The 24,825-nt window shown below is 70.2% G+C and carries 21 protein-coding genes, 1 tRNA gene, 1 other RNA gene and 1 pseudogene; 18 read left to right on the forward strand and 6 right to left on the reverse strand.

Annotated elements, in window-relative coordinates; translation table 11 throughout:
- The first annotated feature begins 52 nt into the window (after positions 1 to 52).
- From mtrA to hpf, 5 genes are all read left to right on the forward strand, one after another.
- Positions 53 to 742, forward strand: a complete 690-nt coding sequence (mtrA, locus tag Vlu01_RS01650; protein ID WP_093406568.1) for an MtrAB system response regulator MtrA — start codon at positions 53 to 55, stop codon at positions 740 to 742.
- A 12-nt stretch (positions 743 to 754) separates the two neighbouring features.
- On the forward strand, positions 755 to 2,524 hold the full coding sequence (gene mtrB / locus Vlu01_RS01655) for an MtrAB system histidine kinase MtrB (protein ID WP_203991724.1): 1,770 nt from the start codon (positions 755 to 757) through the stop codon (positions 2,522 to 2,524).
- Positions 2,521 to 4,317, forward strand: coding sequence for an LpqB family beta-propeller domain-containing protein (locus Vlu01_RS01660; RefSeq protein WP_239095633.1), 1,797 nt, complete (start codon positions 2,521 to 2,523; stop codon positions 4,315 to 4,317). The genes mtrB and Vlu01_RS01660 overlap by 4 nt, the downstream gene beginning before the upstream one ends.
- Before the next feature lie 43 nt (positions 4,318 to 4,360).
- Positions 4,361 to 5,023 carry a ComF family protein gene (locus tag Vlu01_RS01665; RefSeq protein ID WP_203993413.1) on the forward strand — a complete coding sequence of 221 codons (663 nt, stop codon included), beginning with the start codon at positions 4,361 to 4,363 and terminating at the stop codon, positions 5,021 to 5,023.
- A 244-nt stretch (positions 5,024 to 5,267) separates the two neighbouring features.
- Positions 5,268 to 5,900 (forward strand): ribosome hibernation-promoting factor, HPF/YfiA family, encoded by a 633-nt coding sequence (gene hpf / locus Vlu01_RS01670; protein ID WP_203991737.1) that lies wholly within the window; start codon positions 5,268 to 5,270, stop codon positions 5,898 to 5,900.
- A gap of 65 nt (positions 5,901 to 5,965) precedes the next feature.
- Here the strand turns inward: hpf and Vlu01_RS01675 are convergent, their stop codons facing one another.
- Entirely contained in the window at positions 5,966 to 7,078 is a 1,113-nt protein-coding gene (locus tag Vlu01_RS01675) for a GNAT family N-acetyltransferase (RefSeq protein ID WP_203991739.1), read from the reverse strand.
- Complete coding sequence (locus tag Vlu01_RS01680; protein WP_373307241.1) at positions 7,075 to 8,235, reverse strand: GNAT family N-acetyltransferase; 1,161 nt, start codon at positions 8,233 to 8,235, stop codon at positions 7,075 to 7,077. Before Vlu01_RS01680 ends, Vlu01_RS01675 begins: the two co-directional genes overlap by 4 nt.
- 161 nt (positions 8,236 to 8,396) lie before the next feature.
- Between Vlu01_RS01680 and secA the strand changes: the two genes are divergently transcribed.
- A complete protein-coding gene (gene secA, locus Vlu01_RS01685) occupies positions 8,397 to 11,318 on the forward strand; it encodes a preprotein translocase subunit SecA (RefSeq protein WP_203991756.1) in 2,922 nt (973 codons plus the stop codon).
- 113 nt (positions 11,319 to 11,431) lie between these two features.
- Here secA and Vlu01_RS01690 read toward each other — a convergent pair whose 3' ends face one another.
- Both Vlu01_RS01690 and Vlu01_RS01695 read right to left on the reverse strand, forming a co-directional pair.
- Positions 11,432 to 12,109, reverse strand: a complete 678-nt coding sequence (locus Vlu01_RS01690) for an Rv3235 family protein (protein WP_203991760.1) — start codon at positions 12,107 to 12,109, stop codon at positions 11,432 to 11,434.
- A gap of 107 nt (positions 12,110 to 12,216) precedes the next feature.
- Positions 12,217 to 12,450 carry a helix-turn-helix domain-containing protein gene (locus tag Vlu01_RS01695; RefSeq protein WP_203991763.1) on the reverse strand — a complete coding sequence of 78 codons (234 nt, stop codon included), beginning with the start codon at positions 12,448 to 12,450 and terminating at the stop codon, positions 12,217 to 12,219.
- A 206-nt stretch (positions 12,451 to 12,656) separates the two neighbouring features.
- On the opposite strand from Vlu01_RS01695, the gene Vlu01_RS01700 reads away from it, so the two are divergent.
- Entirely contained in the window at positions 12,657 to 13,169 is a 513-nt protein-coding gene (locus tag Vlu01_RS01700; protein WP_203991765.1) for a DUF6912 family protein, read from the forward strand.
- Here the strand turns inward: Vlu01_RS01700 and Vlu01_RS01705 are convergent.
- On the reverse strand, positions 13,143 to 14,129 hold the full coding sequence (locus tag Vlu01_RS01705) for a hypothetical protein (RefSeq protein WP_203991767.1): 987 nt from the start codon (positions 14,127 to 14,129) through the stop codon (positions 13,143 to 13,145). The genes Vlu01_RS01700 and Vlu01_RS01705 overlap by 27 nt on opposite strands.
- 284 nt (positions 14,130 to 14,413) lie before the next feature.
- Between Vlu01_RS01705 and pruA the strand changes: the two genes are divergently transcribed.
- The 8 genes from pruA (at position 14,414) to Vlu01_RS01745 (ending at position 21,836) form a co-directional block, all read left to right on the forward strand.
- Entirely contained in the window at positions 14,414 to 16,042 is a 1,629-nt protein-coding gene (pruA, locus tag Vlu01_RS01710) for an L-glutamate gamma-semialdehyde dehydrogenase (RefSeq protein ID WP_203991769.1), read from the forward strand.
- Positions 16,043 to 16,250: 208 nt separating this feature from the next.
- Positions 16,251 to 16,766, forward strand: coding sequence for a PadR family transcriptional regulator (locus tag Vlu01_RS01715; protein ID WP_203991770.1), 516 nt, complete (start codon positions 16,251 to 16,253; stop codon positions 16,764 to 16,766).
- Between the two features lie 43 nt (positions 16,767 to 16,809).
- Entirely contained in the window at positions 16,810 to 17,931 is a 1,122-nt protein-coding gene (prfB, locus tag Vlu01_RS01720) for a peptide chain release factor 2 (RefSeq protein WP_203991772.1), read from the forward strand.
- A 118-nt stretch (positions 17,932 to 18,049) separates the two neighbouring features.
- On the forward strand, positions 18,050 to 18,730 hold the full coding sequence (gene ftsE, locus Vlu01_RS01725) for a cell division ATP-binding protein FtsE (RefSeq protein ID WP_013731749.1): 681 nt from the start codon (positions 18,050 to 18,052) through the stop codon (positions 18,728 to 18,730).
- Positions 18,731 to 18,797: 67 nt separating this feature from the next.
- Entirely contained in the window at positions 18,798 to 19,673 is an 876-nt protein-coding gene (gene ftsX / locus Vlu01_RS01730; protein ID WP_203991774.1) for a permease-like cell division protein FtsX, read from the forward strand.
- Between the two features lie 161 nt (positions 19,674 to 19,834).
- Positions 19,835 to 20,314 carry an SsrA-binding protein SmpB gene (gene smpB / locus Vlu01_RS01735; protein WP_203991801.1) on the forward strand — a complete coding sequence of 160 codons (480 nt, stop codon included), beginning with the start codon at positions 19,835 to 19,837 and terminating at the stop codon, positions 20,312 to 20,314.
- A 106-nt stretch (positions 20,315 to 20,420) separates the two neighbouring features.
- Positions 20,421 to 20,796: a transfer-messenger RNA gene (ssrA, locus tag Vlu01_RS01740) on the forward strand.
- Positions 20,797 to 20,885: 89 nt separating this feature from the next.
- A complete protein-coding gene (locus tag Vlu01_RS01745) occupies positions 20,886 to 21,836 on the forward strand; it encodes a hypothetical protein (RefSeq protein WP_203991804.1) in 951 nt (316 codons plus the stop codon).
- 12 nt (positions 21,837 to 21,848) lie between these two features.
- On the opposite strand, the gene mdlC is transcribed toward Vlu01_RS01745, so the two are convergent.
- Complete coding sequence (mdlC, locus tag Vlu01_RS01750) at positions 21,849 to 23,444, reverse strand: benzoylformate decarboxylase (RefSeq protein WP_203991818.1); 1,596 nt, start codon at positions 23,442 to 23,444, stop codon at positions 21,849 to 21,851.
- 281 nt (positions 23,445 to 23,725) lie between these two features.
- Between mdlC and Vlu01_RS01755 the strand changes: the two genes are divergently transcribed.
- From Vlu01_RS01755 to Vlu01_RS27880, 3 genes and pseudogenes are all read left to right on the forward strand, one after another.
- The gene (locus Vlu01_RS01755) at positions 23,726 to 24,316 is read left to right on the forward strand and encodes a YqgE/AlgH family protein (protein ID WP_093406609.1); all 591 of its coding nucleotides are present in this window, start codon (positions 23,726 to 23,728) and stop codon (positions 24,314 to 24,316) included.
- 91 nt (positions 24,317 to 24,407) lie between these two features.
- A tRNA-Ala gene (locus Vlu01_RS01760) sits at positions 24,408 to 24,480 on the forward strand.
- A gap of 201 nt (positions 24,481 to 24,681) precedes the next feature.
- Positions 24,682 to 24,801, forward strand: a pseudogene (locus tag Vlu01_RS27880) (DUF421 domain-containing protein); the annotation flags it as partial.
- Positions 24,802 to 24,825: the final 24 nt, after the last annotated feature.

Here is a 24,825-nt window from a genome sequence, read left to right on the forward strand (position 1 = left end):
CGTGCGGGTGACGCCGAGCCCACCGAACTGACGGGATGGAACCATTAACCCCATGAGAGCCCGGGTACTGGTGGTCGACGACGACCCCGCGCTCGCCGAGATGCTCGGCATCGTGCTGCGCAGTGAGGGCTTCATGCCCTCGTTCGTGGCGGACGGGGAACGGGCACTGGCCGCGTTCCGCGACAATCGGCCCGATATCGTCCTGCTTGACCTGATGCTGCCCGGAATGAGCGGTATCGACGTTGCGCGGGCGATCCGGGGCGAGTCCGGGGTGCCGATCGTGATGCTGACCGCCAAGAGCGACACGGTCGACGTCGTGCTCGGTCTGGAGTCGGGTGCCGACGACTACGTGGTCAAGCCCTTCAAACCCAAGGAGCTGGTCGCCCGGATGCGGGCCCGGCTGCGCCGGGGCGAGGACGCCGCGCCGGAACTGCTCACCATCGGCCCGCCCGGCAACCAGATCGCCATCGACGTGCCGGCGCACACCGTCAGCCGCAACGGCGAGGAGGTGAAGCTGACGCCGCTGGAGTTCGACCTGTTGGTCGCGCTCGCCCGCAAGCCGCGTCAGGTCTTCACCCGCGAGGTGCTGCTGGAGCAGGTCTGGGGCTACCGGCACGCGGCGGACACCCGGCTGGTCAACGTGCACGTGCAGCGGCTACGTGCCAAGATCGAGCCGGACCCGGAACGGCCGGAAATCATCCTCACCGTTCGCGGCGTGGGCTACAAGGCTGGTACCGGATAGCCTGGTGGCACTGTGGCCACCTCCCCGATCCCCGATCTTGACCCGACGTCCCGCCGGCGTGGTGCCGTGCGGGAGTTGTGGCGTGGGGTGAGCGGCCGTCTGGCCCGTTCGGTGGCGAGGCTGCACCAGACGTGGCGCCGCTCGTTGCAGGTGCGGGTGGTGACCATCACGTTGGTGACCTCCAGTCTGCTGGTCGGTGGCTTCGCCTACCTGATCGCCGACAAGATCACGAGCATCCTGCTGGACAATGCCAAGACCGACGTCCAGTTGCGGCTGCTCAACGGCGCGGAGTACGCGGCGAAGCAGTTCAGCCTCTACAGCCAGCCCCAGGAGGCGCAGCTCCAGGAGACGATCGACGGCACGGTCAACTACCTGGCCGGTGGTGACCCCCAGCAGAACAGCGGCGTGGTGGTGGCCCTCACCGCGGAGAACTGGCCCGGAGTGATCGAGGCGCGTACCTCGCCGTCGGCGAACGTCCGACCCCTGATCAGTCCCGAGATGCGCGCTGCGGTGGCCGATGGCAACGTGGCCAACCAGATCCGTACCGGCCGGCTCACCGCAGACGGCGAGCGGAAGTACCTCGTCTACGGCTCTCCGGTGCCGACCCGGTTCGGGCAGGTGGAGCTCTACTACTTCGTGCCGCTGACCCTGCAGGACGCCACGGCAGCGCAGGCGCGGGCCACCGTGGTGGCCACCGGGGTCGCCCTGGTGCTGCTGCTCGGCCTGCTCGCCGCGTTGGTGACCCGGCTGGTGGTGATCCCGGTACGGGTCGCCGCCCGGACCGCCCAGCGACTCTCGGCCGGCCTGCTCGACCAGCGGATGGCCGTCAATGGTGAGGACGACCTGGCGCTGCTCGCGGCCTCGTTCAACCAGATGGCCACCAACCTGCAACGGCAGATCCTGCGCCTGGAGGAGATGTCCCGGCTGCAACGCCGATTCACCTCGGACGTCTCACACGAACTGCGGACCCCGCTGACCACCGTACGGATGGCCGCTGACCTGATCTTCGCGGAGCGCGACGGGTTCGATCCGGCGGTGGCACGCAGCGCCGAGCTGCTCCAGGCCGAGCTGGACCGCTTCGAGGAGTTGCTGACCGACCTGCTGGAGATCAGCCGGTTCGACGCGGGTTTCGCGGTGCTCGACGCCGAGCCGACGGACCTGGTGCCGGTCGTGCACCGGGTGGTCGACCGGCTGGCCGGGCTGGCCGAGCGGGTCGGGGTGGCCATCGAACTGGACGTACCGACCGCCCCGGTGATCGCCGAGATAGATCCGCGACGGGTCGAACGAGTGCTGCGCAACCTGGTCGGCAACGCGGTCGAGCACGGCGAGGGACGGCCGGTGCGGATCACGTTGGGGATGGACGAGACCGCCGTCGCGCTGACCGTCCGCGACCACGGTGTCGGGCTCAAACCGGGCGAGGAGAAGCTGGTTTTCAACCGGTTCTGGCGGGCCGACCCGTCCCGGGCACGGCAGACCGGCGGCACCGGGCTGGGACTGTCGATCAGCCTGGAGGACGCCCGACTGCACGGCGGCTGGCTGGAGGCGTGGGGCGCGCCCGGGCAGGGCGCACAATTCCGGCTCACCCTGCCGGCGCGCGCTGGTGACCGGCTGACCACTTCGCCGCTGCGGTTGGTACCGGCCGACGTCGCGCTGCCGTTCAGCGGCGCGCCGGCCGGCGGACCGCTGGTCATCGAGCCCGGCCCGGCCGGCACGCTCGCCATCGGCCCGGCGTCCGGTCCACCACCGCAGGCGGAGCAACGGCGCGCGGAGGTGAGCTCGTGAGGCGCCTGCTGACCGGGCTGCTCGGCGGCGCGCTGGTGCTGACCGTCTCCGCCGGCTGCGGGATTCCCGACCGCAGTGAGGTGCAGATCGAGCAGCGCGGCCCGGCCGCGGAGACGAACTGGTCGCTGGGACGCGGCACCGAACCGCCGACGCGTGAGGCCAGCGGCAGCGACGCCGAGGCGTTCGTGCGCAACTTCCTGGCCGCGGCGGCCGGCGAGCCGGATCGGGCGTACGAGCGGGTCAAGCGGTTCATCGCCACCTCCGAACGGAGCGGGCTGCCGGAGAAACAGGGCAGCGAGGTGGCGTTGTCGGTGGTGCGGCTCACCGACGATCCGGTGATCGAGCCGGACGTCGACAGCATGAAGGTCACCATCAGCGTGCAGCAGGTCGGTCTGTTGCGGGCCAACGGGATGTTGGTGCCACCGGTGGCCACCGAGTCGACGTACGAGTTCCGGCTGGTCAGCGCCGGTCCGGTGGGTGAGGACGACGCCGGCTACTACGTCAGCGACCCGCCGAACGTGCTGCTGCTCAGCGACGACGCGCTGCGCCGGTTCTACCAGGCGGAAGCGATCTACTTCTGGAACTCCGACCGCACCCGGCTCGTCTCCGATCAGCGCTACCTCTCCTCGGCCGTGCCGGCGGAGCGTCGGGTGAGCGAGGTGATCCGGTGGTTGACCGCCGGTCCCTCGGAGTGGCTGCGGATCGGCGTCTCCGGTCTGCCCGACCGCACCGAAATGATCAACAATGCCACCGGTTCGGACGGCCGGTGGGAGGTCAACCTCGACATGCCGGGCGCTGACGAGCGTCGGCTGGAGCAGTTCGGCACCCAGCTGGCGTGGTCTCTGCGGGAGCTGCACGGCACCGTCGAGGTGAAGATCCTCAACCAGTCCCGCAAGGTGATCGACCTTGAGGAGCAGCGCCGGCTGAATCCGTTGGGCCTGATCGACGGCAACGCGCGGCGGTACTGCGTCTACGAGGGGGCGATCCATTCGCTGACCGTGGCCGGCGAAGCCGCCGGCTCGGTGCCGGTGGCACCCGAGGTGAACCGCGACATCGTCTCAGCCGAACTGCGTCGCGCCGGCGAGAACGTCCTGGCCGCCGTGGTGGTCACCGGCGAGGACGGGCGGCAGCGGCTGGCCGTGGGGCGCGGCGGTGGCGTGGTGGAGGGCCTCACCACCGGCCCCACCGGGTACGCCGCGATGAGCCGCCCGGTCTGGATCCGCACCGACGGTCCTCGCCCGGCGGGCCTGGTGGTCGCCGACGGCCGGCTCTACCGCTTCGACGACCAGGCGGCGACCCGCCAGGTCCAGCTCGGCCTGCCGGGCCGGGTCACCGCCGTGGCGGCGGCGCTGGACGGGCACCGGCTCGCGCTCATCGTCGACGGCGCGCTGCACGTCACCACGATCAACTGGGAGGGTGGGGTGCCGAGCGTGGGTCCGGCCCGACGGTTGGTCAGCTCGTTGACCGACGCCACCGCGGTGGACTGGTCGGCGGCGAACCGCCTGCTGGTGGCCGGCTCGGCCGGCCGGCCGGCGATCTACGACGTGAGCGTGGACGGTGCCGTGGAGACCCCGCTGCGGGAGGACACCGGCAGCCAGGTCGACCACCTCGCCGCGTACCCGGCCACCCCCGAGCGGTCCCCGCTGGCCGGGTCGTTCATGTACGAGGCGAACGGGGTGGCGTACCGCAGCAATCCGTTCGAGCGGATCAACCGGGACCAGGTCCAGGACGTCACACCGCCGCCGGCCGGCGTGCGTCCGGGCAACCCCACCGCGCCCGTTTTCCTCTACTGAGGCCGCCGTGGCTGGCGGGCTCTGGGCGGACCTGGCCGACCTGGTGCTGCCCACCGACTGCGCCGGCTGCCGGCAACGCCGCCCGGGGCTGCGGCACGGGGTCTGCCCGGAGTGTGTCGACGCGTTACGGGCGCTGCGTCCGGGCCCGGTGCGACCGGTTCCCGCCCCAGCGGGCCTGCCGCCCTGCCACGCCCTCGGCGCGTACGGCGGGCCGCTGCGGGAGACGCTGCTGGCGTACAAGGAACATGGCCGGCACGGCCTGGCCCGGCCTCTCGGCGCGCTGCTCGCCGAGGTCGTCGCCGCAGCAGCCGGCCCGCTCGGCCCGGTGCTGCTGGTGCCGGTGCCGGACACCCCGGCGGCGGCCCGGGCCCGTTTCGGCGATCACCTCGGGCGGCTGACCCGGCACTGCGCCCGTCGACTGCGGGCGGCGGGCTGGCCGGTGCGGGTGCAGCACGCGGTACGCGCCGCGCCCAGACCGGACTCGGTCACCCTGGACAGCGCCGGTCGGGCGGCGGCGGCCACGGCGGCCTTTCGGGCCCGGTCGGGTCACGGCCCGACCGCCGCGGGGTCGAGGGTGATCCTGCTGGACGACATCGTCACCACCGGAGCGACGCTCGCGGCGGTCAGTCGCGTACTGACCGTGCAGGGGCTGTCGCCAACCGGGGCGGCGGTACTGGCCGCGACACAAAAAAGGCACCCACGGTAACCGATCGTGTTTCCGTTTCACACCTTCGTGTATGAAGTGTGGAAAATCTCGGGACGTGTTGGCGGCCAGGGGTGACTGTCGGACTGATAAGAGTTAGCGTTTGGCTGTCGAGGGTAGGAGGGCTATCCCACCCACCCCCGGCGGTGAGAGGAGGCGTAGCCGTATTGACCGGTCGACGCCGAATGGGGCCGTCCCGGGCGCGACCGGAGTTCCGGATCGAAGACCGTCCGAACAAGGAGGTCACGTGGACATCGTGGTCAAGGGCCGTAACGTTGAAGTGCCGGATCATTACCGAGTGCACGTAGCCGACAAGCTGGCGAAGATCGAACGCTACGACCACAAACTTATTCGTGTCGATGTAGAGCTGTTCCACGAGCGGAATCCGCGCCAGGCCGATCATTGTCAGCGGGTGGAAATCACCTGCTATTCCCGTGGCCCGGTGATTCGGGCCGAGGCCTGCACCAGCGATTTCTACAGCGCTCTGGACGCGGCCATCGCCAAGCTCGACTCCCGGCTGCGTCGCGCGGCCGACCGGCGTCGGGTACACCGTGGCCGGCACGCGCCGCTGTCGGTCGCCGCCGCGACCGCCGGCCTGCCGGTGGCCGACCTCCCCGCGCTCTCCGCCCCCGCGGAGACGGCCACCGCCACCGCCGTGGCCGAACGGCCCGAGGAGGAGGAGTACGCCGACGACCAGCCGTGGCACATCGCCCGGGAGAAGGTGCACCCGGCCGAGCCGATGACCGTCGACGACGCCCTGTTCCAGATGGAACTGGTCGGCCACGACTTCTACCTGTTCCAGGACAAGGAATCCGGCCGCCCGAGCGTGGTCTACCGACGGCACGCCTACGACTACGGCATCATCTCGCTGGACATCTGACCGGTGGCGCCGGTTCGGGTCGGGACGGCCCGACCCGAACCGGCCGGCCCCGCAGTGCCTGCCGGTCAGTCAGTCAGATCCGCCGGCAGCAGGCCGTAGACGGTCGAGTCGGCCCGGTTGCCCGCCGCGCCGGGCAACTGCCCCCGCAACAGGCCCTCCCGGCGAAACCCGGACCTCTCCAGGACCCGCTGCGAGGCGACGTTCCCCGGCAGGGTGCCGGCCCACAACCGGGCCAGGCCGACCTGGTCGAAGCCCCACCGGGCGAGCAACCCCACGGCGCGGGTCGCGTATCCGTGCCCGCGCCACTGCGGCAGCAGGCTGTAGCCGAGCATCGCCTGACCGGTGTCGAGCCGGTCGGGGAGCAGGGCACAACCGCCGACGAAGCCCCCGGAGGCGGCGTCCAGGATGGTCACGGCCGCGGCGATGCCGGTCAGCCAGTGGCTCTCCGCGTCGTGGCAGCGTCGCTCAGCCCAGTCCCGGGTGGGTGGTTCCGGTGGCACCCGGGTGGCCACCACCGACGGCTCGGTGTGCAGGCGGTACGTCTCGTCGACGTCCTCCGGGCCGAGGCGGCGCAGCACGACCACACCGTCGGTGAGCCGGCCGCCGGGCAGGTCCGGCAACGGGCGCTGCCACCGTCCGGGTGGGTCGTCGGCGAGTCGTACCCAGACCGTCAGGTCCCGCCGGCCACCGCCCCGGGCCGGCGAGGCGGACCGGCGTACCCCTTCGGGCCGGAACCCGGCGGCCAGCGCGACCCGCTGGCTGGCCGCGTTGCCGACATCGGTGACCAGTTCCAGCCGGGCGATGCCGGTGGCGAAGGCATGCTCGGCCAGGGCCCGGGTGGCGGCGGTGGCGACGCCACGGCGGCGGGCCCACGGCGCGACCCAGTAGCCGATCTCCGCCTGGCCCCGCTGCGGCACCGGGTGGCTCAGACCGACCGTGCCGAGCAGCCGGTCGCTGGCCGGGTCGGCGACGGCGTACGCGGCGCCGCCACCGGCGAAGGCGGCGGGCGCCCCCTCGGTGATCCACCGGTGGCCGTCGGCGATGGTGTACGGGCTGGGAAGACCGTCGAGAAACCGCTGGGTGAGCGGGTCGGCGCAACCGGCGGTGACGTCGTCGGCGTCGTCGGGGCGGAACGGTCGCAACCGCACCCCGTGCGCCTCAATGGTTTCCGGGGTCACGTGAGGTCCTCCGCGAGCAGGGCGCCGACCCAGGCATCGACCCGGTCGCCCCGGTGGTTGAGCGCCCGGCGGGCGGTGCCCTCCAGCGTGAAGCCGGCCTTCTCGGCGACCCGGCGGGAGGCGACGTTGCCGACGTTGGCCCGCCATTCGATCCGGGCCAGGCCGAGTGTGGTGAAACCCCAGGCACAGACCGCAGCCAACGCCGCCGGCTGGTAGCCCCGCCCCCGGGCGTGCGGTGCGGTCATGAAACCGACGTCGGCCAGCAGCGGATCGGCGGCCGACAGCCGCAGGTCGATCGAGCCGGCGTACCGGTCGTCGGCGTCGGCGATGACGAAGCAGGCGCTGCTGGCGGCGGCCCAGGCGGCCCGTACGAATGCGAGGTAGTCCTCGGCGTCCGCGTACTGGTAGCCCTCCGGGACAGTGGTCCAGCGCAGCGTCTCCGGATCACGACAGGTGGCGATGATCTCGTCGAGGTCCCGCTCCTCCATCGGGCGCAGGCTCAGTTCGTGCGTGCCGGCGGTGGCGAACAGGGCGGGCTGCGCCCGGCCGAAGACGCCCGCCCGCCGCGCCTCCAGAGTGCCCGGTCCGGCCGGGCCGACCGCACCGGGTGCCGGCACCTCGCCGGGCAGCAGCGAACCGATCCAGTCGTGCCTGCCGCGCTGCGGGTCGGTGGTCCGCAGCAACCCGTCGACCCGGAACCCGGTGCGCAGCGCGACCAGCCGGGAGGCGTGATTACCCACCAGGGCCCGCCAGATCAGCCGACGTAGCCCCAACTCGTCGAAGGACCACCGGGCGAGGGCCCGGGCTGCGCGTACGGCCACGCCCCGGCCACGGGCCCAGGGAGCGGTCCAGTACCCGATCTCGCTGTTCTGGCGGGCGCTGCGGTCGATCTCGATCAGGCCGCAGGCGCCGAGCAGTTCGCCGGTGGCCGGGTCGCCGATCGCGAAGGGCGCCCCGGTGTCGTTCGCCCACTGCCGGGCGGCCGACTCGGTGACGAACGTGTGGGCGTGTTCGGGCAGGTACGGGCTGGGCAGGTTGGTCCAGCGCTGGATGTCGGGATCCTGGCAGGCTCGGTGTACCGCGTCGGCGTCGGTGGCGCGCCACGGCCGCAGCACCAGACCGTCCTCGGCGATCTCCACGGGTTCCACGCGAGCCATCGTGCCGGATCGTTCGCCCACGGCGTAACCGGATAACCGGGACGCGGAGCGGAGCGGGGAGTGTTATGTCGGTTTCGCGGAAGCCGACCACCGCCACCAGTGACCATCGGCCCGATGGAACGCCTACGATGGTTCGAGACTGTCTAGGGGAGCGTTGATCCGTGTCGATTCTGGAAAAGGTCCTCCGCGCGGGCGAGGGGCGCATGGTTCGCCGCCTCAAGGCGATCGCCGCCGCCGTCAACTCGATCGAGGACGACTACGTCAACCTCACCGACGACGAGCTGCGCGACATGACCGAGCAGTTCAGGGAGCGACTCGCCGACGGCGAGACCCTGGACGACCTGTTGCCCGAGGCGTTCGCGGTCTGCCGCGAGGCGGCGGCGCGGGTGCTCGGCCAACGGCCGTACGACGTGCAGGTGATGGGTGGCGCGGCGTTGCACTTCGGCAACATCGCCGAGATGAAGACCGGTGAGGGCAAGACCCTGACCTCGGTGATGCCGGTCTATCTCAACGCGCTGTCCGGCAAAGGCGTGCACGTGGTCACGGTCAACGACTACCTGGCCCAGCGCGACGCCGCCTGGATGGGCCGGGTGCACGAGTTCCTCGGCCTGACCGTCGGGGTGGTGCTGCCCAACCGGCCCTCCACCGAGCACCGCGCGGCCTACGAGTGCGACATCACCTACGGCACGAACAACGAGTTCGGGTTCGACTACCTGCGCGACAACATGGCCTGGTCGAGGGACGAGTTGGTCCAGCGTGGCCACAACTTCGCCGTGGTCGACGAGGTCGACTCCATCCTGATCGACGAGGCTCGTACCCCGCTGATCATCTCCGGCCCGGCGGAACACTCGGCCCGCTGGTACGGCGAGTTCGCCGCCGTGGTGGCCCGCCTCCAGGCGGGCAAGGACGGCGAGGGCGACTACGAGGTCGACTACTCCAAGCGCACCATCGCGGTCACCGAGCGGGGCGTGGCGAAGGTCGAGGACCGGCTCGGCATCGACAACCTCTACGAGTCGGTGAACACTCCGCTGGTCGGCTACCTGAACAACGCGATCAAGGCCAAGGAGCTGTACAAGCGGGACAAGGACTACATCGTCAGCGACGGCGAGGTCCTGATCGTCGACGAGTTCACCGGGCGCATCCTGCACGGCCGTCGCTACAACGAAGGCATGCACCAGGCGATCGAGGCCAAGGAGGGGGTGGAGATCAAGCAGGAGAACCAGACCCTGGCCACCATCACCCTCCAGAACTACTTCCGCCTCTACGACAAGCTCGCCGGCATGACCGGTACCGCCCAGACCGAGGCGGGCGAGTTCAACAAGGTCTACAAGGTCGGCGTGGTGACGATCCCGACCCACCGGCCGATGATCCGCGAGGACCGGGCCGACGTCATCTACAAGACCGAACAGGCCAAGTTCAACGCGGTGATCGAGGACATCGCCGAGCGGCACCAGGCGGGTCAGCCGGTGCTGGTCGGCACGGTCTCGGTGGAGAATTCCGAGGTTCTGTCCCAGTTGCTGCGCCGCCGGGGCATCCCGCACTCGGTGCTGAACGCGAAGTTCCACGCCCGGGAAGCGGAGATCGTCGCCCAGGCGGGTCGCAAGGGTGCGGTCACGGTGGCCACCAACATGGCCGGCCGAGGCACCGACATCCTGCTCGGCGGCAACCCCGAGTTCCTCGCGGCCAACGAGCTGCGCCAGCGCGGGCTCGACCCGCTGGAGAACGCCGAGGAGTACGACAAGGCACTCGAAGAGGTCCTGCCGAAGTGGAAGCAGGCCTGCGACGCGGAGGCCGAGGAGGTCGCCGCCGCCGGTGGGCTCTACGTGCTGGGCACGGAGCGGCACGAGTCACGTCGCATCGACAACCAGCTCCGTGGCCGGTCCGGCCGGCAGGGCGACCCGGGTGAGTCGCGGTTCTACCTGTCCTTGCAGGACGAGCTGATGAAGCGGTTCCGCTCCGGTGCGGTGGAGGCGGTCATGGACCGCTTCAACATCCCGGAGGACGTGCCCATCGAGTCGAAGATGGTCACCCGCCAGATCAAGAGCGCGCAGGCCCAGATCGAGGGGCAGAACGCCGAGATCCGCAAGAACGTCCTCAAGTACGACGAGGTCATGAACAAGCAGCGCCAGGTGATCTACGCCGAGCGGCTGCGCGTACTCAACGGCGAGGATCTCTCCGAGCAGGTGCGCAACATGATCGACGACACGATCGAGGGGTACGTGCGCGGAGCCACCGCGGACGGCTACGCCGAAGACTGGGATCTTGAGCAGCTCTGGTCCAGCCTCAAGCAGCTCTACCCGGTGGGCGTCACCATCGAGGAGTTGGTGGAGGAGGCCGGGTCACGGGCGAGCATCGACGCCGACTTCCTGCTCGCCCAGCTCAGGGAGGACGCGAACGCCGCGTACGACCGGCGTGAGGAGCAGCTCGGCGCCGAGGGCACCCGGCAGTTGGAGCGGATGGTGCTGCTCCAGGTGATCGACCGCAAGTGGCGCGAGCACCTCTACGAGATGGACTACCTCCAGGAGGGCATCTCGCTGCGGGCGTACGCCCAGCGCGACCCGGTGGTGGAGTACCAGCGCGAAGGCTTCGACATGTTCGCCACCATGATGGAGGGCATCAAGGAGGAGACCGTCGGCTTCCTCTACAACCTTGAGGTCCAGGTCAACGAGCCGGAGCCCGAGGCCGAGGAGGTCCAGCTGCTGGACAAGCCGGTGGAGATCCGGGCCAAGGGTCTGGGTCGTGCGCCGCAGCAGCAGGGGCTTCAATACTCCGCGCCGACCATCGACGGTGAGGCCGGTGCCGGTGGCGTCGCCGTGCAGCGTGAGGAGCAGCGCGCTCCCGCGCTCGGCATCGGCCGCCCGGATCAGGCCGCTCCGGCGACGCCGGGCCGGACGGCACCGTCCGCACCGCAGCGTCCAGCCGCCGGCCTGCGCGGGCCGGCGTTGCCGACCGGCAACGCCCGGCAGACCGCACCGGGGCAGGCGAGCGCCAGCAACGGCCCGTCCCGCAACGCGCCGTGCCCCTGCGGCTCAGGTCGTAAGTACAAGCGCTGCCACGGTGCGCCCGGCGGCACCGTGAACTAGTGCGATCCGCAGCGGGTGGCCGGACGAAGCGAAACGGCCACCCGCTGCGGCGGTTGCGCGATCTCGTCCCCCCGGTGGCTGGCGCGGGGTGAGCGCTCATCGAAGCGGTGGGATCACAGCACCCGCAGGTCGGTGCAGAGCCAGTTGCCGCGCCGCTGCTCCAGCCGCAGCGCCATCGCCCAGCTACGACCAGCCGCACCGGTGAGCACTGCGGCGGCCTCGATGGCGGTGGCGCGGGGCTCGCAGACGCGGAGTCGCCGTAGCTGCACCCCGGGGCGCGTCGAGCGTCGCCGAGGCAGTGCCCCGCGGGCGGTGGCGCGGGCCAGTTCGGGCAGCAGCACCGCGAGCCGGGCCGGGTCGAGGTGACGCCGTAGCTGCACCGGTGGTCGGAAGCCGTTGACCACCTCCAGACAGGTGGCGACGAAGCGATGGGCGACCCGGGTGGCCGCCGGGGTGGCCGTGGCCAGGGCTTCGGGCGGCAATCCCCGGGCGGACTCCTGGCCGGGGCCCGATGCTCCGGCTCCGACGGGCCGGCTCAACGCGGCAGGCCTCGGCGCACCCGGCGCGATCAGTCGGCTGCCGGAGCGCGCCGCCCCCCATGCTGGTGGCCGGGCTGCGCCGCCACCGCCGGGCCACTGGCGGTTTGCGGCGAAGAGATCAAAAGCGAGCTGGCCGTTGGCCGGGTGGGGCCAGCCGGCGGTGTCCTCCTCGACGGTAGGCGGCTCGAAGGCGGGTGCCGGTCGTAGCCGCACGGGTGGGCGGGCCGGCCCGGGTCGCCGGAGGTTGGTCATGGCTGCCCCCTGCTGTCATGCCGCTTGGTTGCGTTTGCCTTCGTTTGCTTCCGACAGCGTCGATTCTCAGGCATGGCAGAGCCGGCGGTCAATGTCGGGGTGCGGTCCTATCGCTCCTCGGGATCGCGTTCCGCCAGGGGGTTGTCGCGTACCCAGTCGGCGGTTTCCGCGTACTTACGTTGGATGTACTCCTCCAGGCGGGCCCGCTCCACCCGCCACTGCCCCCGACCACCGATCTTGATCGCGGGCAGCTCGCCGCTGCGTACCATGTGGTAGACCTGCGAATCCGACACGTTCAGCTCGGTGGCCACGTCGGACAGGAGCAGGAACCTCGGTTCCACCGAAACTCCCCGGGTTGACGTCGTTCGCCTCAGTTTGCCACCGGCTGCCTCCCGGCGGCCAATCGCTCTCGGTGGGGACACACCGGCCGCTGCCGGAACTTCCACGAAAGCGCTCCGAGGTGTATGACGGTCAGGGCGTACGGACAGGTCCGTACGCCGGCTCGGCGGTTGTCGCCGCCGGACGGAGCAGAGCGGGGGAGATCACGGTGACCGACGAGCTTGTCCGGGTCTACGTGCCGGCGACCGTGCCGATGCTGACCAGGCTGCCGGAGCACGGACTCGCCGCGACGCAGGCGCACGCGGTGACTCCGACGTTGCGCGAGTGGTACGCGGAGGGTGACGAGGAGGAGTTGGAGTACGTCGCCTTCACCCGCGCCGCGCAGGATGCCCTGCAACTGATCCGCCACGACCCCGCCGCGCCGCACCGGCGGGTGGTCGTCTCGGCGGACCTGCCCGCCACGACGGTGGGCCGGGGGGACGGGGAACTGGGTTCCAGCGTGGTGGAGTTGCCGACTCCGGTGCCGCTCGCCGCCGTCGCGGCCGTGCACGTGGACGGGGCGGACGCCACGACCGACGTCGCCGCCGCCGTCCAGGTGGTGCTGGAGGCGTTGGCCGGTGACCCCGACGCCCAGTTCACCGTCGATGGGGCCGAGGACCACGAACTGGAGTGGTACGACCCCAGCGAGCTGGAGTCACTGCTGCGGGTCGTCGGCGGGTGAGCCGAGCGTACGACCGAAGCTGATCACGGCGGTCAACGCGCCGACGAACAGCACCCAGATGGCGTTGTCCACCCGCGAGGTACCGAGCGAGGTCTGTGCGACCGCGTCCGCCTCGCTGAGCGCAGCGGCCAGGTCGATCAGCGAACGCCCACCGATCCGGATGATCACCTCGGTGAGCAGGAGCAGAAGCCCCGGCCCCGCGCCCGCCACCAGGTACGCCGGCCAACGCAGTGCGGCCTCGCCGCCGTCGCTTACGGCTCGTCGCCGCGCCCAGCTGAGGTAGCCGAAGGCCAACCCGCCGGCGATCAGCCCGGCCAGCAGGGACTCGGTCCGGGAAACCCAACTGGCCGCGTTGATCAGCGACTGCTGGGTGTCGCCGGCACCGAAGAGGTTGAACAGTGGGTCGCGGGCCAGGCTGAAGGCCACCACGAAGAGCAGAGCGCCCAGCGCGGCGGTGGTCACCGCGCCCACCACGGCACCGTTGCGGGCACCGGCGAGCGCGCCGCCGATGACGGCCGCGGCGGCCGTGGTGCCGGCGATGGTGCGGGTGGTGACGTCACCCGCGTAGCTGAGATCGATCGCGAGCGCGGCGAGCAGCCCGACCAGCAGACCGGCGCCGACCGCCGCCGCGAAGCGCAGGGTCACCCGTTCGGTCCGGCGGGCAACCGGTTCGCCGGCGGCCAGCCCGACGGCGGCGCCCGCCACCAGCGCCGCCGAGATCACGCCGGGCAGCGCGAAGGCGGAGAGGCTGACCGCGGTGACACCGGCCGTCGCCGAGCTGATCGCCTCCCGGGTCGACCAGAGCATCGCGGCCAACCAGCCGGCCGCCAGCAGGGCCAACGCCGTCGCCCCCGGAGCGGGTGCCGCACGGCCGGTGTTCGGGTGATCGTCGACCCGGGGTGCGAGGGCCTCGGACTGGTCGGGCGCAGCGGCGGTCGGCCCACCGGGCTCGTTGCTCATGGTCTCCCCTTCGCCGCCGGGCCCGACCGGGCCGGAACGTCACCGGCAACCCAGCGTACGCGGCGGGGAGCGGCGGGAGCCCGAAGCCCGCAGAGCCTGCATTTCTTCGGTTACAGGTCCGCTTCGGGTACGAATCGGTTCCCGGAGCCTGGAACCACCTCCTGATCGATGGTCGACGAGCGGCCGGGGTGTCGTTGACCGACGCTGGACGTGGGAGGATTGGCGCAGGTCCCGCCACTGCGGGTCCGGTTTCGCCACCGCTGTCGAGATCGCCAGGAGCCCTGATGGACGCCGTGTTCTCCGTACCCGAGCCGCGTAACGAGCCGGTGCGCACCTACGAGCCGGGTAGCGCCGACCGTGAACGTCTCCAGCGGCGGCTCACCGAGCTGGCCGCCGAGCGCATCGACCTGCCGATGACGATCGCGGGCGAACAGCGGATGGCCGGTGGCGAGGCGATCCAGGTGGTGCAGCCGCACCGGCACGCCCACGTGCTCGGGGTTTCCGGCCACGCCACCCACGACGACGCGCGGGCGGCGGTCAAGGCCGCCAAGGACGCCGCACCGGGTTGGCGCGCGCTGCCCTTCGAGGAGCGGGCCGCGATCTTCCTGCGCGCCGCCGAGCTGCTCTCCGGACCGTGGCGGGACACCCTGAACGCGGCCACCATGCTCGGTCAGTCCAAGACCGCCGTGCAGGCCGAGATCGACTCGGCCTGCGAGTTCATCGACTTCCTGCGGTTCAACGTGCACTTCGCCCGCAACCTGCTGGCCGAGCAGCCGATGTCGTCGCCCGGTGTGTGGAACCGGTTCGATCACCGGCCACTGGAGGGCTTCGTCTACGCGGTCACCCCGTTCAACTTCACCGCAATCGCCGGCAACCTCCCCTCGGCACCGGCCCTGCTCGGTAACACGGTGGTCTGGAAGCCGGGCCCGACCCAGCAGTTCGCCGCGCACTTCACCATGCGCCTGTTCGAGGCGGCCGGCCTGCCACCCGGGGTGATCAACATGGTGACCGGCCGGGGCGAGGAGGTCTCTGATGTGGTGCTGGCCGACCCCGACCTGGCCGGTATCCACTTCACCGGGTCCACCAAGGTCTTCCAGCAGCTCTGGCGCACGGTCGGGGAGAACATCGCCAGCTACCGGGGCTACCCCAGGCTGGTCGGTGAGACCGGGGGCAAGGACTTCGTGGTCGCCCACTCCAGCGCCGACGTGGACGCGCTGCACACGGCGCTGATCCGGGGCGCCTTCGAGTACCAGGGACAGAAGTGCTCGGCGGCCTCCCGCGCGTACGTTCCGCGCTCGCTCTGGGAGGGCGGTCTGCGTGACCGGTTGGCCGCGACCGCCGACGGGCTGGCCTACGGCGACGTCACCGACTTCCGCAACTTCGGCGGCGCGGTCATCGACGACAAGGCGTACGCCCGGCACACGGCGGCGCTGGAGCTGATCTCCTCCGACGACAGTTGCCGGATCATCGCCGGTGGCACCGCCGACGACTCGGTGGGCTGGTTCGTCCGCCCGACGATCTTCGAGTGCGGTGATTCTGCCCACGAGACGTTCACCACCGAGTACTTCGGCCCGATCCTCGGCGTGCACGTCTTCGACGACGCCCGCTTCGACGAGGTGGTCACCCAGGCCGAGGCGATCGCCCCGTACGCGCTGACCGGGTCGATCTTCGCCACCGACCGCCGGGTGGTCGACGCGGTGGCCGCGAAGATGCGGTACGCGGCCGGCAACTTCTACATCAACGACAAGCCGACCGGCGCCGTGGTCGGTCAGCAGCCCTTCGGCGGCGCCCGGGCGAGCGGCACCAACGACAAGGCCGGCTCCTGGCACAACCTGATCCGCTGGATGTCCCCCCGGACGATCAAGGAAACCTTCGTCCCCCCCACCGACCACACCTACCCCCACATGGACTGAGATGTAAGGAAGGGCACCTTCTTAACGTCTGGTGTATAGGAAGGGGCCCTTCCTAACACTCCCGCTCTCGGGCGGGGGCGGGGGCGGGGTGGGCGTGGGGTGCGGTTGGTGGACCGTCGCGCTCCGACAGTGCACATAGGAAACCCCATTGGGTGGCGAAAAGGGGAAATCCTGGACGCCGGCCCGGCAAAGTGGCAGCGTGAGGGGCATGGCGGAATCCGGAGTGAACCCCACGGCGGCGGCCCTGCTCGGGCTGCTCCACGAGGGGCCCATGACAGGTGGTCAGTTGATGGCCGCCGCCGAGCGCCGACTGGCGCCGTACTGGTCGATGACCCGCAGCCAGGTCTACCGGGAGTTGCCGGTGCTGGCCGAGCGAGGTTTCGTCCGGTTGGGTAAGCCCGGGCCGCGGATGAGTCAACCGTATGCGATCACGGCAGCCGGAAAACGGACATTCTCCCGGTGGCTCGCCGAAGATCCGGGGCGGGACACCATCCGCAACCCGATCGCCCTGCGCATCGCCTTCGGGAACCTGCACTCGCCGAGCCAACTGAAGAACCTCCAGGTCGCGGCCAACGAGTACCACACGGACGCCCTCGCCCGGGTCCGCGAGCAGGTCAAGAACGCCAAGAAGGAAGGCGACACGTACGACGCGAGCGCGCTTGAGTTCGCCGTGGCGTACCACCGTGCCGCCCTGTCCTGGCTCAAGAGCGCCGCCGTCGGTTGATCGGATGCCGGCCCGAGCTGGTTTGGCAGTACCCTTGTCTGTCGTGACTGCTGCCGACTTCGCCGAACAGCTCAAGGAACTCGACGCCACCCTGCGCCGCATCGAGGCGGTGCTCGACCTCGACCGCCTCCGCGAGGACAAGGCCCGCCTGGAGCAGGAGGCGTCCGCCCCCGACCTATGGGACGACCAGGCCCGCGCCCAGCAGGTGACCTCGCAGCTGTCGTACGTCAATGGCGAGATCGACAAGTTGGGCAGCCTGCGGTCGCGGCTGGACGACGTGCACGTGCTGCTGGAACTGGCCGAGGCGGAGTCCGACTCGGGGGTGCTCACCGAGGTGGAGTCGGAGATCGCCGGGCTGACCAAGGCCATCCAGGAGATGGAGGTCCGCACGCTCCTCTCCGGCGAGTACGACTCCCGGGAGGCGCTGGTGGCCATCCGGGCGGGTGCCGGTGGCGTGGACGCCGCCGACTTCGCCGAGATGCTGCTGCGGATGTACCTCCGCTGGGCCGAACGGCACGGCTACCCGACCGAGGTCTACGAGACCTCGTACGCCGAGGAGGCCGGTCTGAAGTCGGCCACCTTCACGGTCAAGGTCCCGTACGCCTACGGCACGCTCAGCGTGGAATCCGGCACCCACCGGTTGGTGCGGATCAGCCCGTTCGACAACCAGGGGCGGCGGCAGACCAGCTTTGCCGGGGTCGAGGTGCTGCCGGTGGTCGAGCAGACCGACCACATCGACATCCCCGAGAACGAGATGCGGATCGACGTGTACCGCTCCTCGGGCCCGGGCGGGCAGAGCGTCAACACCACCGACTCGGCGGTGCGGATCACCCACGTTCCCACCGGCATCGTGGTGACCTGCCAGAACGAGAAGTCGCAGTTGCAGAACAAGGCCTCCGCGCTGCGGGTGCTCCAGGCCCGACTGCTGGAGCGCAAGCGCCAGGAGGAGCAGGCCAAGCTGCAGGGGCTCAAGACCGACGCCGCCGGCTCCTGGGGCGACCAGATGCGCTCGTACGTGCTGCACCCCTACCAGATGGTGAAGGATCTGCGGACCGAGCACGAGACCGGAAACCCGAGTTCGGTTTTCGACGGCGACCTGGACTCCTTCATCGAGGCGGGCATCCGGTGGCGCAAGCAGCAGCAACTGGCCGGCGACCGTGCGTGATCGATCGTGGGCGGAGCGCGCCGTCGATCTCGACCTGACGTGCTGATTTGGCGACTTGCCGCGTAACCGCGGGGCGTGGGACTTGGCATGACAGTTACACGGCGTAGACTCACCACCCGTGATTCAGCTTGAGCAAGTGACGAAGACGTACCCGAAGGCGTCGCGGCCTTCGCTCGACAACGTGTCCGTGTCGATCGACAAGGGCGAGTTCGTCTTCTTCATCGGCCCATCCGGCTCCGGCAAGTCCACGATCATCAAGATGCTGCTGCACGAGGTGACCCCCAACAAGGGACGCGTCGTCGTCAACGGCAAGGACGTCACGTCGATGCGGTCCTGGAAGCGCCCGCACTTCCGTCGCTCGATCGGCTGCGTCTTCCAGGACTTCCGGCTGCTGCCCAACCGCACCGCGTACGAGAACGTCGCCTTCGCGCTGGAGGTGATCGGCAAGACCAAGGCGGTGGCCCGTCGGGTCGTGCCGGAGGTGCTGGAACTGGTCGGCCTCGGCGGGAAGGAGCACCGCTACCCGCACGAGCTCTCCGGTGGTGAGCAGCAGCGTGTGGCGGTGGCCCGGGCGTTCGTGAACCGTCCGCTGATCCTGCTGGCGGACGAGCCGACCGGAAACCTGGACCCGGACACCTCCATCGAGATCATGCGCCTGCTGGACCGGATCAACCGCACCGGCACCACCGTCGTGATGGTCACGCACGACTCCAACATCGTGAACCAGATGCGCCGTCGCGTCATCGAGATCGAGAGCGGCCGGATCGTTCGCGACCAGGCCCGCGGCGTCTACGGGTGACGGCCCTACCCACCGCACCCCGATCTGACGACGAACACCTCACGCCGGAGAGCCGGAGGAAATCCCGATGCGGATGAAATACGTCATGTCCGAGGTACTGGTCGGACTGTGGCGCAACGTGACGATGACCATCGCGATGATCATCACGATGGCGGTCTCGCTGACCATGCTCGGTGCCAGCGGCCTGATCTACACCAAGGTCGCGGACATGAAGCAGCTGTACTTCGAGAACATCGAGGTCTCGATCTTCCTGGACGCCGACGTGACGGACGAGCAGCGCAGCGCGCTTGACGCCCAGTTGGATGCCGACCCGCTGATCTCGCAGGCCACGTACGTCAACAAGGACGAGGCCTTCCAACGCTTCCAGGAGATGTTCCGGGACTCGCCGGACCTGCTCAGCGCGGTCAAGGCGGACCAGCTCCCGGAGTCGTACCGACTCAAGCTGGTCAACCCGGAGGAGTACAAGACCATCTCCGACCAGTACACCGCGGTCGAGGGAGTCGACCAGGTGGTCGACCAGAGTCAGGTGCTCGACAAGATCTTCAACCTCTTCACCGCCGGGCAGAACATCGCCCTGGTCGCCGCGATCGCGATGGCCGTCGCCGCGCTGCTGCTGGTCGCCAACACCATCCAGGTCGCCGCGTACAGCAAGCGCCGTGAGGTCGCGGTCATGAAGCTGGTCGGCGCGTCGAACTGGTTCATCCAGGCGCCGTTCGTGCTGGAGGCGGTGGTCGCCGGTCTGATCGGCTCGATCCTGGGCCTCGGCGCCCTGGTCGCGCTGAAGATATTCCTCTTCGACGGCGCGCTCAGCGCACTCCAAGGACTCTTCGCGCCGGTGAGCTGGGGCGAGGTCTTCCTGACCTTCCCGGTGATGGCCGGTGTCGGCGGTCTGATCAGCGCGGTCACCGCCTGGGTCACGCTCCGCTTCTACCTGCGGGTCTAGTCTCCCGGGCCGGAGGCTCATCCGCTTGCTCACGCTGAACAAGGGCCCTCCCACGCCGGAATAAACGGCGCGGGAGGGCCCTTGTCGTTCGGGTAGCATGATCTCCGCCTTCGACCGGCCGAGCCGGCCAGGGGTGACGACGAAAGGGAGGTGGCGCGGCGATGCCACGGGAAAAGGGGCGCAAGGTCGTCGCCTCCAACAAGAAGGCCCGGCACGACTACGCCATCCTCGACACGTACGAGGCGGGCATGGCGCTGACCGGCACCGAGGTGAAGTCGCTGCGGGCCGGGCGGGCCTCGCTGGTCGACGCGTTCGCCCAGGAACGGGACGGCGAGCTTTACCTGCACAGCATGCACATTCCCGAGTACGTGCAGGGCACCTGGACCAACCACGAGCCCCGGCGTACCCGGAAACTGCTGCTCAAACGGCTGGAGATCGACCGGCTGATCGGCAAGCTCCGGGAGAGCGGGCTGACCCTGGTGCCACTCCAGGTCTACTTCTCCGACGGCTGGGCCAAGGTGGAGATCGGCCTGGCCAAGGGCAAGAAGGCGTACGACAAGCGCCAGGACCTCGCCAAGCGGGACGCCGACCGGGAGATCCAACGGGCGGTGGGCCGGCGCGGTAAAGGAATGGACGCGTAATTCGTCCGGATCATCCTGCCCCGATACGTGGCTCCGGGCTCGGGATGAATCCGGTTGCGGCAGGCGTTACGCTTGTCGGAGCCGCCGGAACCCGGCGGCCTGTCGAGGGGGTGACTGGTTTCGACTTCGTACGTTGCGGCAGGGGAAGCGAGCCGAGGAAGCCGACGTCGTCTCGAGAATCGTTCGTCGGAAACCAATAAGCGCCAAGAACAATCGCGCTGACTTCGCTCTCGCCGCCTGAGGCGAGTAGCAAGTCTGTCGGCCTGGGAGCGCCTTCGACCCAGCTAGCCGGCATCAGCTAGAAGGCTGGCCAACCGGACCCGGTCGCGGGGTCCGTGCGGCGAGATCAATCAGCGACTGGGCCCGTCACACCGACTCGCTCGCGTGATCGGAGGGGCCGAGTAGAGGCACAGCGAGCTGCGCTCGGAGAAGCCCTGACAAGGCGGCGAAGGACCCGGGTTCGATTCCCGGCACCTCCACCACCGCACTGCGCGCCCCGGTCACCGACCGGGGCGCGCAGTCGTCTTCCGGGTCGGGGAACCGGCCGGGTGGGCGCGCCGTCTGACCGGTCATGCGCCGTACCCTCGCCCTGTTGGGCCTGCCGTTGCTGATGATGTCCGCCGGCTGCGCCCCGCCGGGCGGCGGATCAACTCCACCGGGCCTTGCCACCGACCGGCATCAGGCGTTCGAGGAGCGGGCCGCGACAGTGGCGGAGCAGTGGGCTCCGGGTGCGGCGTGGACCACCGGCTACCTGCCGCTGCAGGAGCCCACGCTGCTCGTCGGCGACCCTGAGTTCACCGAGGAGACCAAGCTGGCCTTCAACGCCGGCTGGTACCGGGAGCAGGTGCCGTTGCCGCCCGAGCGGCCGGGTGACGGCACGATCGAATTCTCCGACGGCAAACTCCGCGTGCCACTGATCACCGCTACCGAGGCGTACCGACAGATCGACCAGGGTGACCCGCCGCCCTGCCCCGGGCGGCCGAAGGACCCGGGTACGCCGCCACCGGCCAACCCGCCGGACGGGCCGGACGCTCCGGTCAGCAGCGAGTTCCAGGCCGCCTGCATCCCGCTCACCGTCACCGACGTCGAGCTGGGTCACGCACCGGTGCACACCACCCGGGGCACCGCGCAGGTGCCGGCCTGGCTGTTCACCGTTGAGGAGATCAACGCCGTGGTGGCCCGGGTCGCGGTCGCCCCCGCCGCCACCGGTGCGCTGCCCGAGCCGGTCGCGCCGTCCGCGCCCGCGCCGCCGGACCTGGTCAGCGGGCAGGACATCGTCTCCGTGGACGGTACGACGCTGACCGTCCGGCTCGGTGTCGGCAGCTGCGACACCGAGGTCACCCCACTGGTGCAGGAACACGACCACCTGGTCGTGGTCGGCGGCACAGTGGTGCGGTCCACCGATGTCTGCGACGACATGCTCAAGCTGGAACCGGTGGCGGTGACGCTTCGGGCGCCGTTGGGCGCCCGTCCGGTCCTGGACGTGGTCAACGGGAAACCACTGCGCTTCGCCGCAGGCTGACCGGCCTACCCATCAGAGGATCGGCGGCACATCGGTGCGGATCGGCACCGGCAACACCGTCGGCCCGTCGGCTCGTAGCGCCGTGGCCAGCGTCTCGCCGAGCTGATCGGGAGTCTCGACAACGGCGGTTGCGCATCCGTAGCCGCGGGCGATCGCCGTGATGTCGACGCCGGGCAGGTCCAGCCCGGGCACACCCGGCGTCTGCTTGAGTTCGGCGAACGCCTTGAGGATCGCGTACTGCTGGTTGACCGGCACGACAACGACCAGCGGCAGCCGCAACTGGGCGGCGGTCCAGAGCGCCTGGACCGAGTAGTGGAACGAGCCGTCGCCGATCACCGCGACCACCGGCCGATGGCGACCGGTGTCGCGCTGCGCCAGCGCGATGCCGACGGCAGCCGGCAGTCCGTAGCCGAGACCACCGCTGGCCATCGTGAAGTACGACCCGGGAGTGTCGAACCGCAACCGACGACGCAGCGCCGACAGGTTGGATGGCGACTCCTGCACCAACACCCCGTCCTCCGGCCAGTGCCGGGCGAGCGCGGCGAAGAGCGCGTCGGCGCTGAGCGGAACCGAATCTGCCACCGGTGACAGAACGGGCCGGGCCGGTGGCGGCGGCCGGTCCGACGGTGGCATCAGGTCGGCCAGCGCCGCGAGGGTGAGGCCGGCGTCGCCGAGGAGGCTGTCGCCGACCGGTGCTCGGGCCGCTTCCTCCGGATCGTCGGTGACGTGCAGCAACCGGGCACCGTCCGGCAGCGTCTCGCCCGGCACGTGCGGGTAGTACCGGAACACCGGTGCGCCGACCACCAGCACGGTGTCGTGTCCCTGGAGCTGTTCGGCCAGCGGGCCCATCGCGTAGGGGAGCACACCCCGGAAGTGCGGGTGGTTCTCCGGGAAGGGGGTCCGTTCGGGCGCGGGCGCCGACCAGACCGGGGCGGCCAGCCGTTCGGCGAGGGCGACCCCGGCCGCCCACGCGTGCGCCCGGTCCACGGCGGCACCGAACACCAGGGCCGGCGACCGGCTCGTCGCCAGCGCCGAGGCGAACTGACGCAGCCGATCGGGGTCGGGAGCGAACCGGGTGGCCACCGTGCGGACCTGCGGAGGCGGATCGGCGGGCTGCGCCCAGTCGTCCAGCGGGAGGGAGAGGAAGACCGGCCCGGTCGGTGGCTGGATCGCGGTGGCGTACGCCCGCATGAGCGCCGCCGGGACGTCCTGGGCCCGGACCGGTTCGTGGGCCCACTTGACGTAGGGCTGGGGCAGTTCGGTGGGATGGCGGGCGGTGAGCCGGGGTTCGAGCAGCAGCATCTCCCGGGTCTGCTGGCCGGCGGTGACGATCAACGGTGTCCGGTTGTGCCAGGCGGTGACGATGGTGCCCATGGCGTTGCCGGTGCCCGGCGCGGTGTGCAGATTGACATGGGCCGGGGTGCCGGTGACCTGTGCGTAACCATCCGCCATGCCCACCGCCGACGCCTCCTGCAGGGCGAGCACGTAGCGGAAGTCGTCGGGAAAGGCATGCAGGAACGGCTCCTCGGTGGAGCCGGGGTTACCGAAGACGGTGGTCATGCCCAGGGCCCGGAGCAGGTCGTAGGTGGTGTCGCGGACCGTTGCCATCGCCTCTGAATGTATCGGGGCGACCCGGGGGCCCAAGGGCGTTTCGGCACTGCCGGGACAGCGGGTCGCGCGGCGTGCCCGGTGGGGGCGGAGTCGACCATCAGCGCGGTCCGGTTCGAGCATTCCGAGTGTCGATCACCCGGCCCTCAGACCTTCGCCTGGGTCGGGGACGCAAGCTATGGTGCCAGGCATGGCGATGACAGCGCGGATCACCGGTTGGGCACACCGTCGATGAGTGTGACCGGTTCCGCCTTCCCGCGTACGACTGACGGGTGCGCGTGATGCAGGGAGAGGGGCAGGCGATCGGCGGGCGGGCGACGGAGTCGATGACCGGGAAGCTGCTGGTGGCGACACCGGCGCTGAAGGATCCGAACTTCGACCGTACGGTCGTGCTCCTGGTCGCGCACGAGCCCGGCGGTGCGCTCGGCGTGGTGCTCAACCGGGCCACCGAGGTGCCGGTGGCGGACGTCCTGCGCGACTGGGGCGACCTGGCCCGCCACCCGGCGGTGCTCTTCGAGGGCGGCCCGGTGCAGCCCGACTCCGCGATCTGCCTGGCTCGGATGCGCCCGCCGGTGCGTCGCCTCAAAGGCTTCCACCAGGTGTCCGGCGCGGTGGGCACGCTCGACCTGTCGGTCGATCCGCAGCGGCTGCGGGAGAACGTGCAGAGCATCCGGGTCTTCGCCGGTTACGCGGGCTGGGGCACCGGGCAGCTGGAGCAGGAGATCGAGGACGGCTCCTGGTTCGTGCTCGATGCGCTGCCCGGCGACGCGTTCGTCGACCGCCCCGACGACCTGTGGCCGATGGTGCTGCGCCGCCAGGGCGGCATGATGGCCGCGGTCGCGCACTTCCCGCCGGACGTGGCGCTGAACTGAAGGGCGTCGGCGGGGCACCCCCGCGAGATGACCATGCCGAGCGGCGTGTGTATAGTTCTTCCAGTGCCCGGGCGACCGGGCGCGAAAGTAAGGGGCCGTGGCGCAGCTGGTAGCGCACCACACTGGCAGTGTGGGGGTCAGGGGTTCGAGTCCCCTCGGCTCCACCCTTATCTACAGGAAGTCGGCATTGGTCATCGACCAGTGCCGATTTTTTGATCATCGTGCTCACACACATGCTCACACTTCAAGAACAAGAAGCCACCGTCGGCCGACATCCGCTGACATTGGACGTGATCTGTAGATCTGAATGTTGCCCGTTCGAGATGTGCTGACATCGGCCGGAATGACGTGACGGATTCGTTGCCATACTGGCATTGGAGATCGTCGTGCGGGGCAGCGTCTTATACCTGGCGCTGTTCCTTCCGCTCCGCGTCGTGCTGAAGGTCCTGGTCGCCGAAGCCGCCCAGCGCGGCATGGGGCGCGGGCCGGTACGCCTCGTCCTGAGCTCG

Source organism: Micromonospora lutea (genome assembly GCF_016863535.1).
Taxonomy (GTDB): Bacteria; Actinomycetota; Actinomycetes; order Mycobacteriales; family Micromonosporaceae; genus Micromonospora; species Micromonospora lutea.

Coding starts and splice junctions, on each gene's coding strand:
- mtrA (WP_093406568.1), top strand. CDS start 53: ATGAGAGCCCGGGTACTGGTGGTCGACGACGACCCCGCGCTCGCCGAG.
- Vlu01_RS01690 (WP_203991760.1), bottom strand. CDS start 12,109: ATGACCAACCTCCGGCGACCCGGGCCGGCCCGCCCACCCGTGCGGCTA.
- Vlu01_RS01705 (WP_203991767.1), bottom strand. CDS start 14,129: ATGAGCAACGAGCCCGGTGGGCCGACCGCCGCTGCGCCCGACCAGTCC.
- pruA (WP_203991769.1), top strand. CDS start 14,414: ATGGACGCCGTGTTCTCCGTACCCGAGCCGCGTAACGAGCCGGTGCGC.
- smpB (WP_203991801.1), top strand. CDS start 19,835: ATGCCACGGGAAAAGGGGCGCAAGGTCGTCGCCTCCAACAAGAAGGCC.
- Vlu01_RS01755 (WP_093406609.1), top strand. CDS start 23,726: ATGCAGGGAGAGGGGCAGGCGATCGGCGGGCGGGCGACGGAGTCGATG.
- Vlu01_RS01745 (WP_203991804.1), top strand. CDS start 20,886: ATGCGCCGTACCCTCGCCCTGTTGGGCCTGCCGTTGCTGATGATGTCC.
- ftsX (WP_203991774.1), top strand. CDS start 18,798: ATGCGGATGAAATACGTCATGTCCGAGGTACTGGTCGGACTGTGGCGC.
- Vlu01_RS01680 (WP_373307241.1), bottom strand. CDS start 8,235: ATGGCTCGCGTGGAACCCGTGGAGATCGCCGAGGACGGTCTGGTGCTG.
- Vlu01_RS01715 (WP_203991770.1), top strand. CDS start 16,251: ATGGCGGAATCCGGAGTGAACCCCACGGCGGCGGCCCTGCTCGGGCTG.
- mdlC (WP_203991818.1), bottom strand. CDS start 23,444: ATGGCAACGGTCCGCGACACCACCTACGACCTGCTCCGGGCCCTGGGC.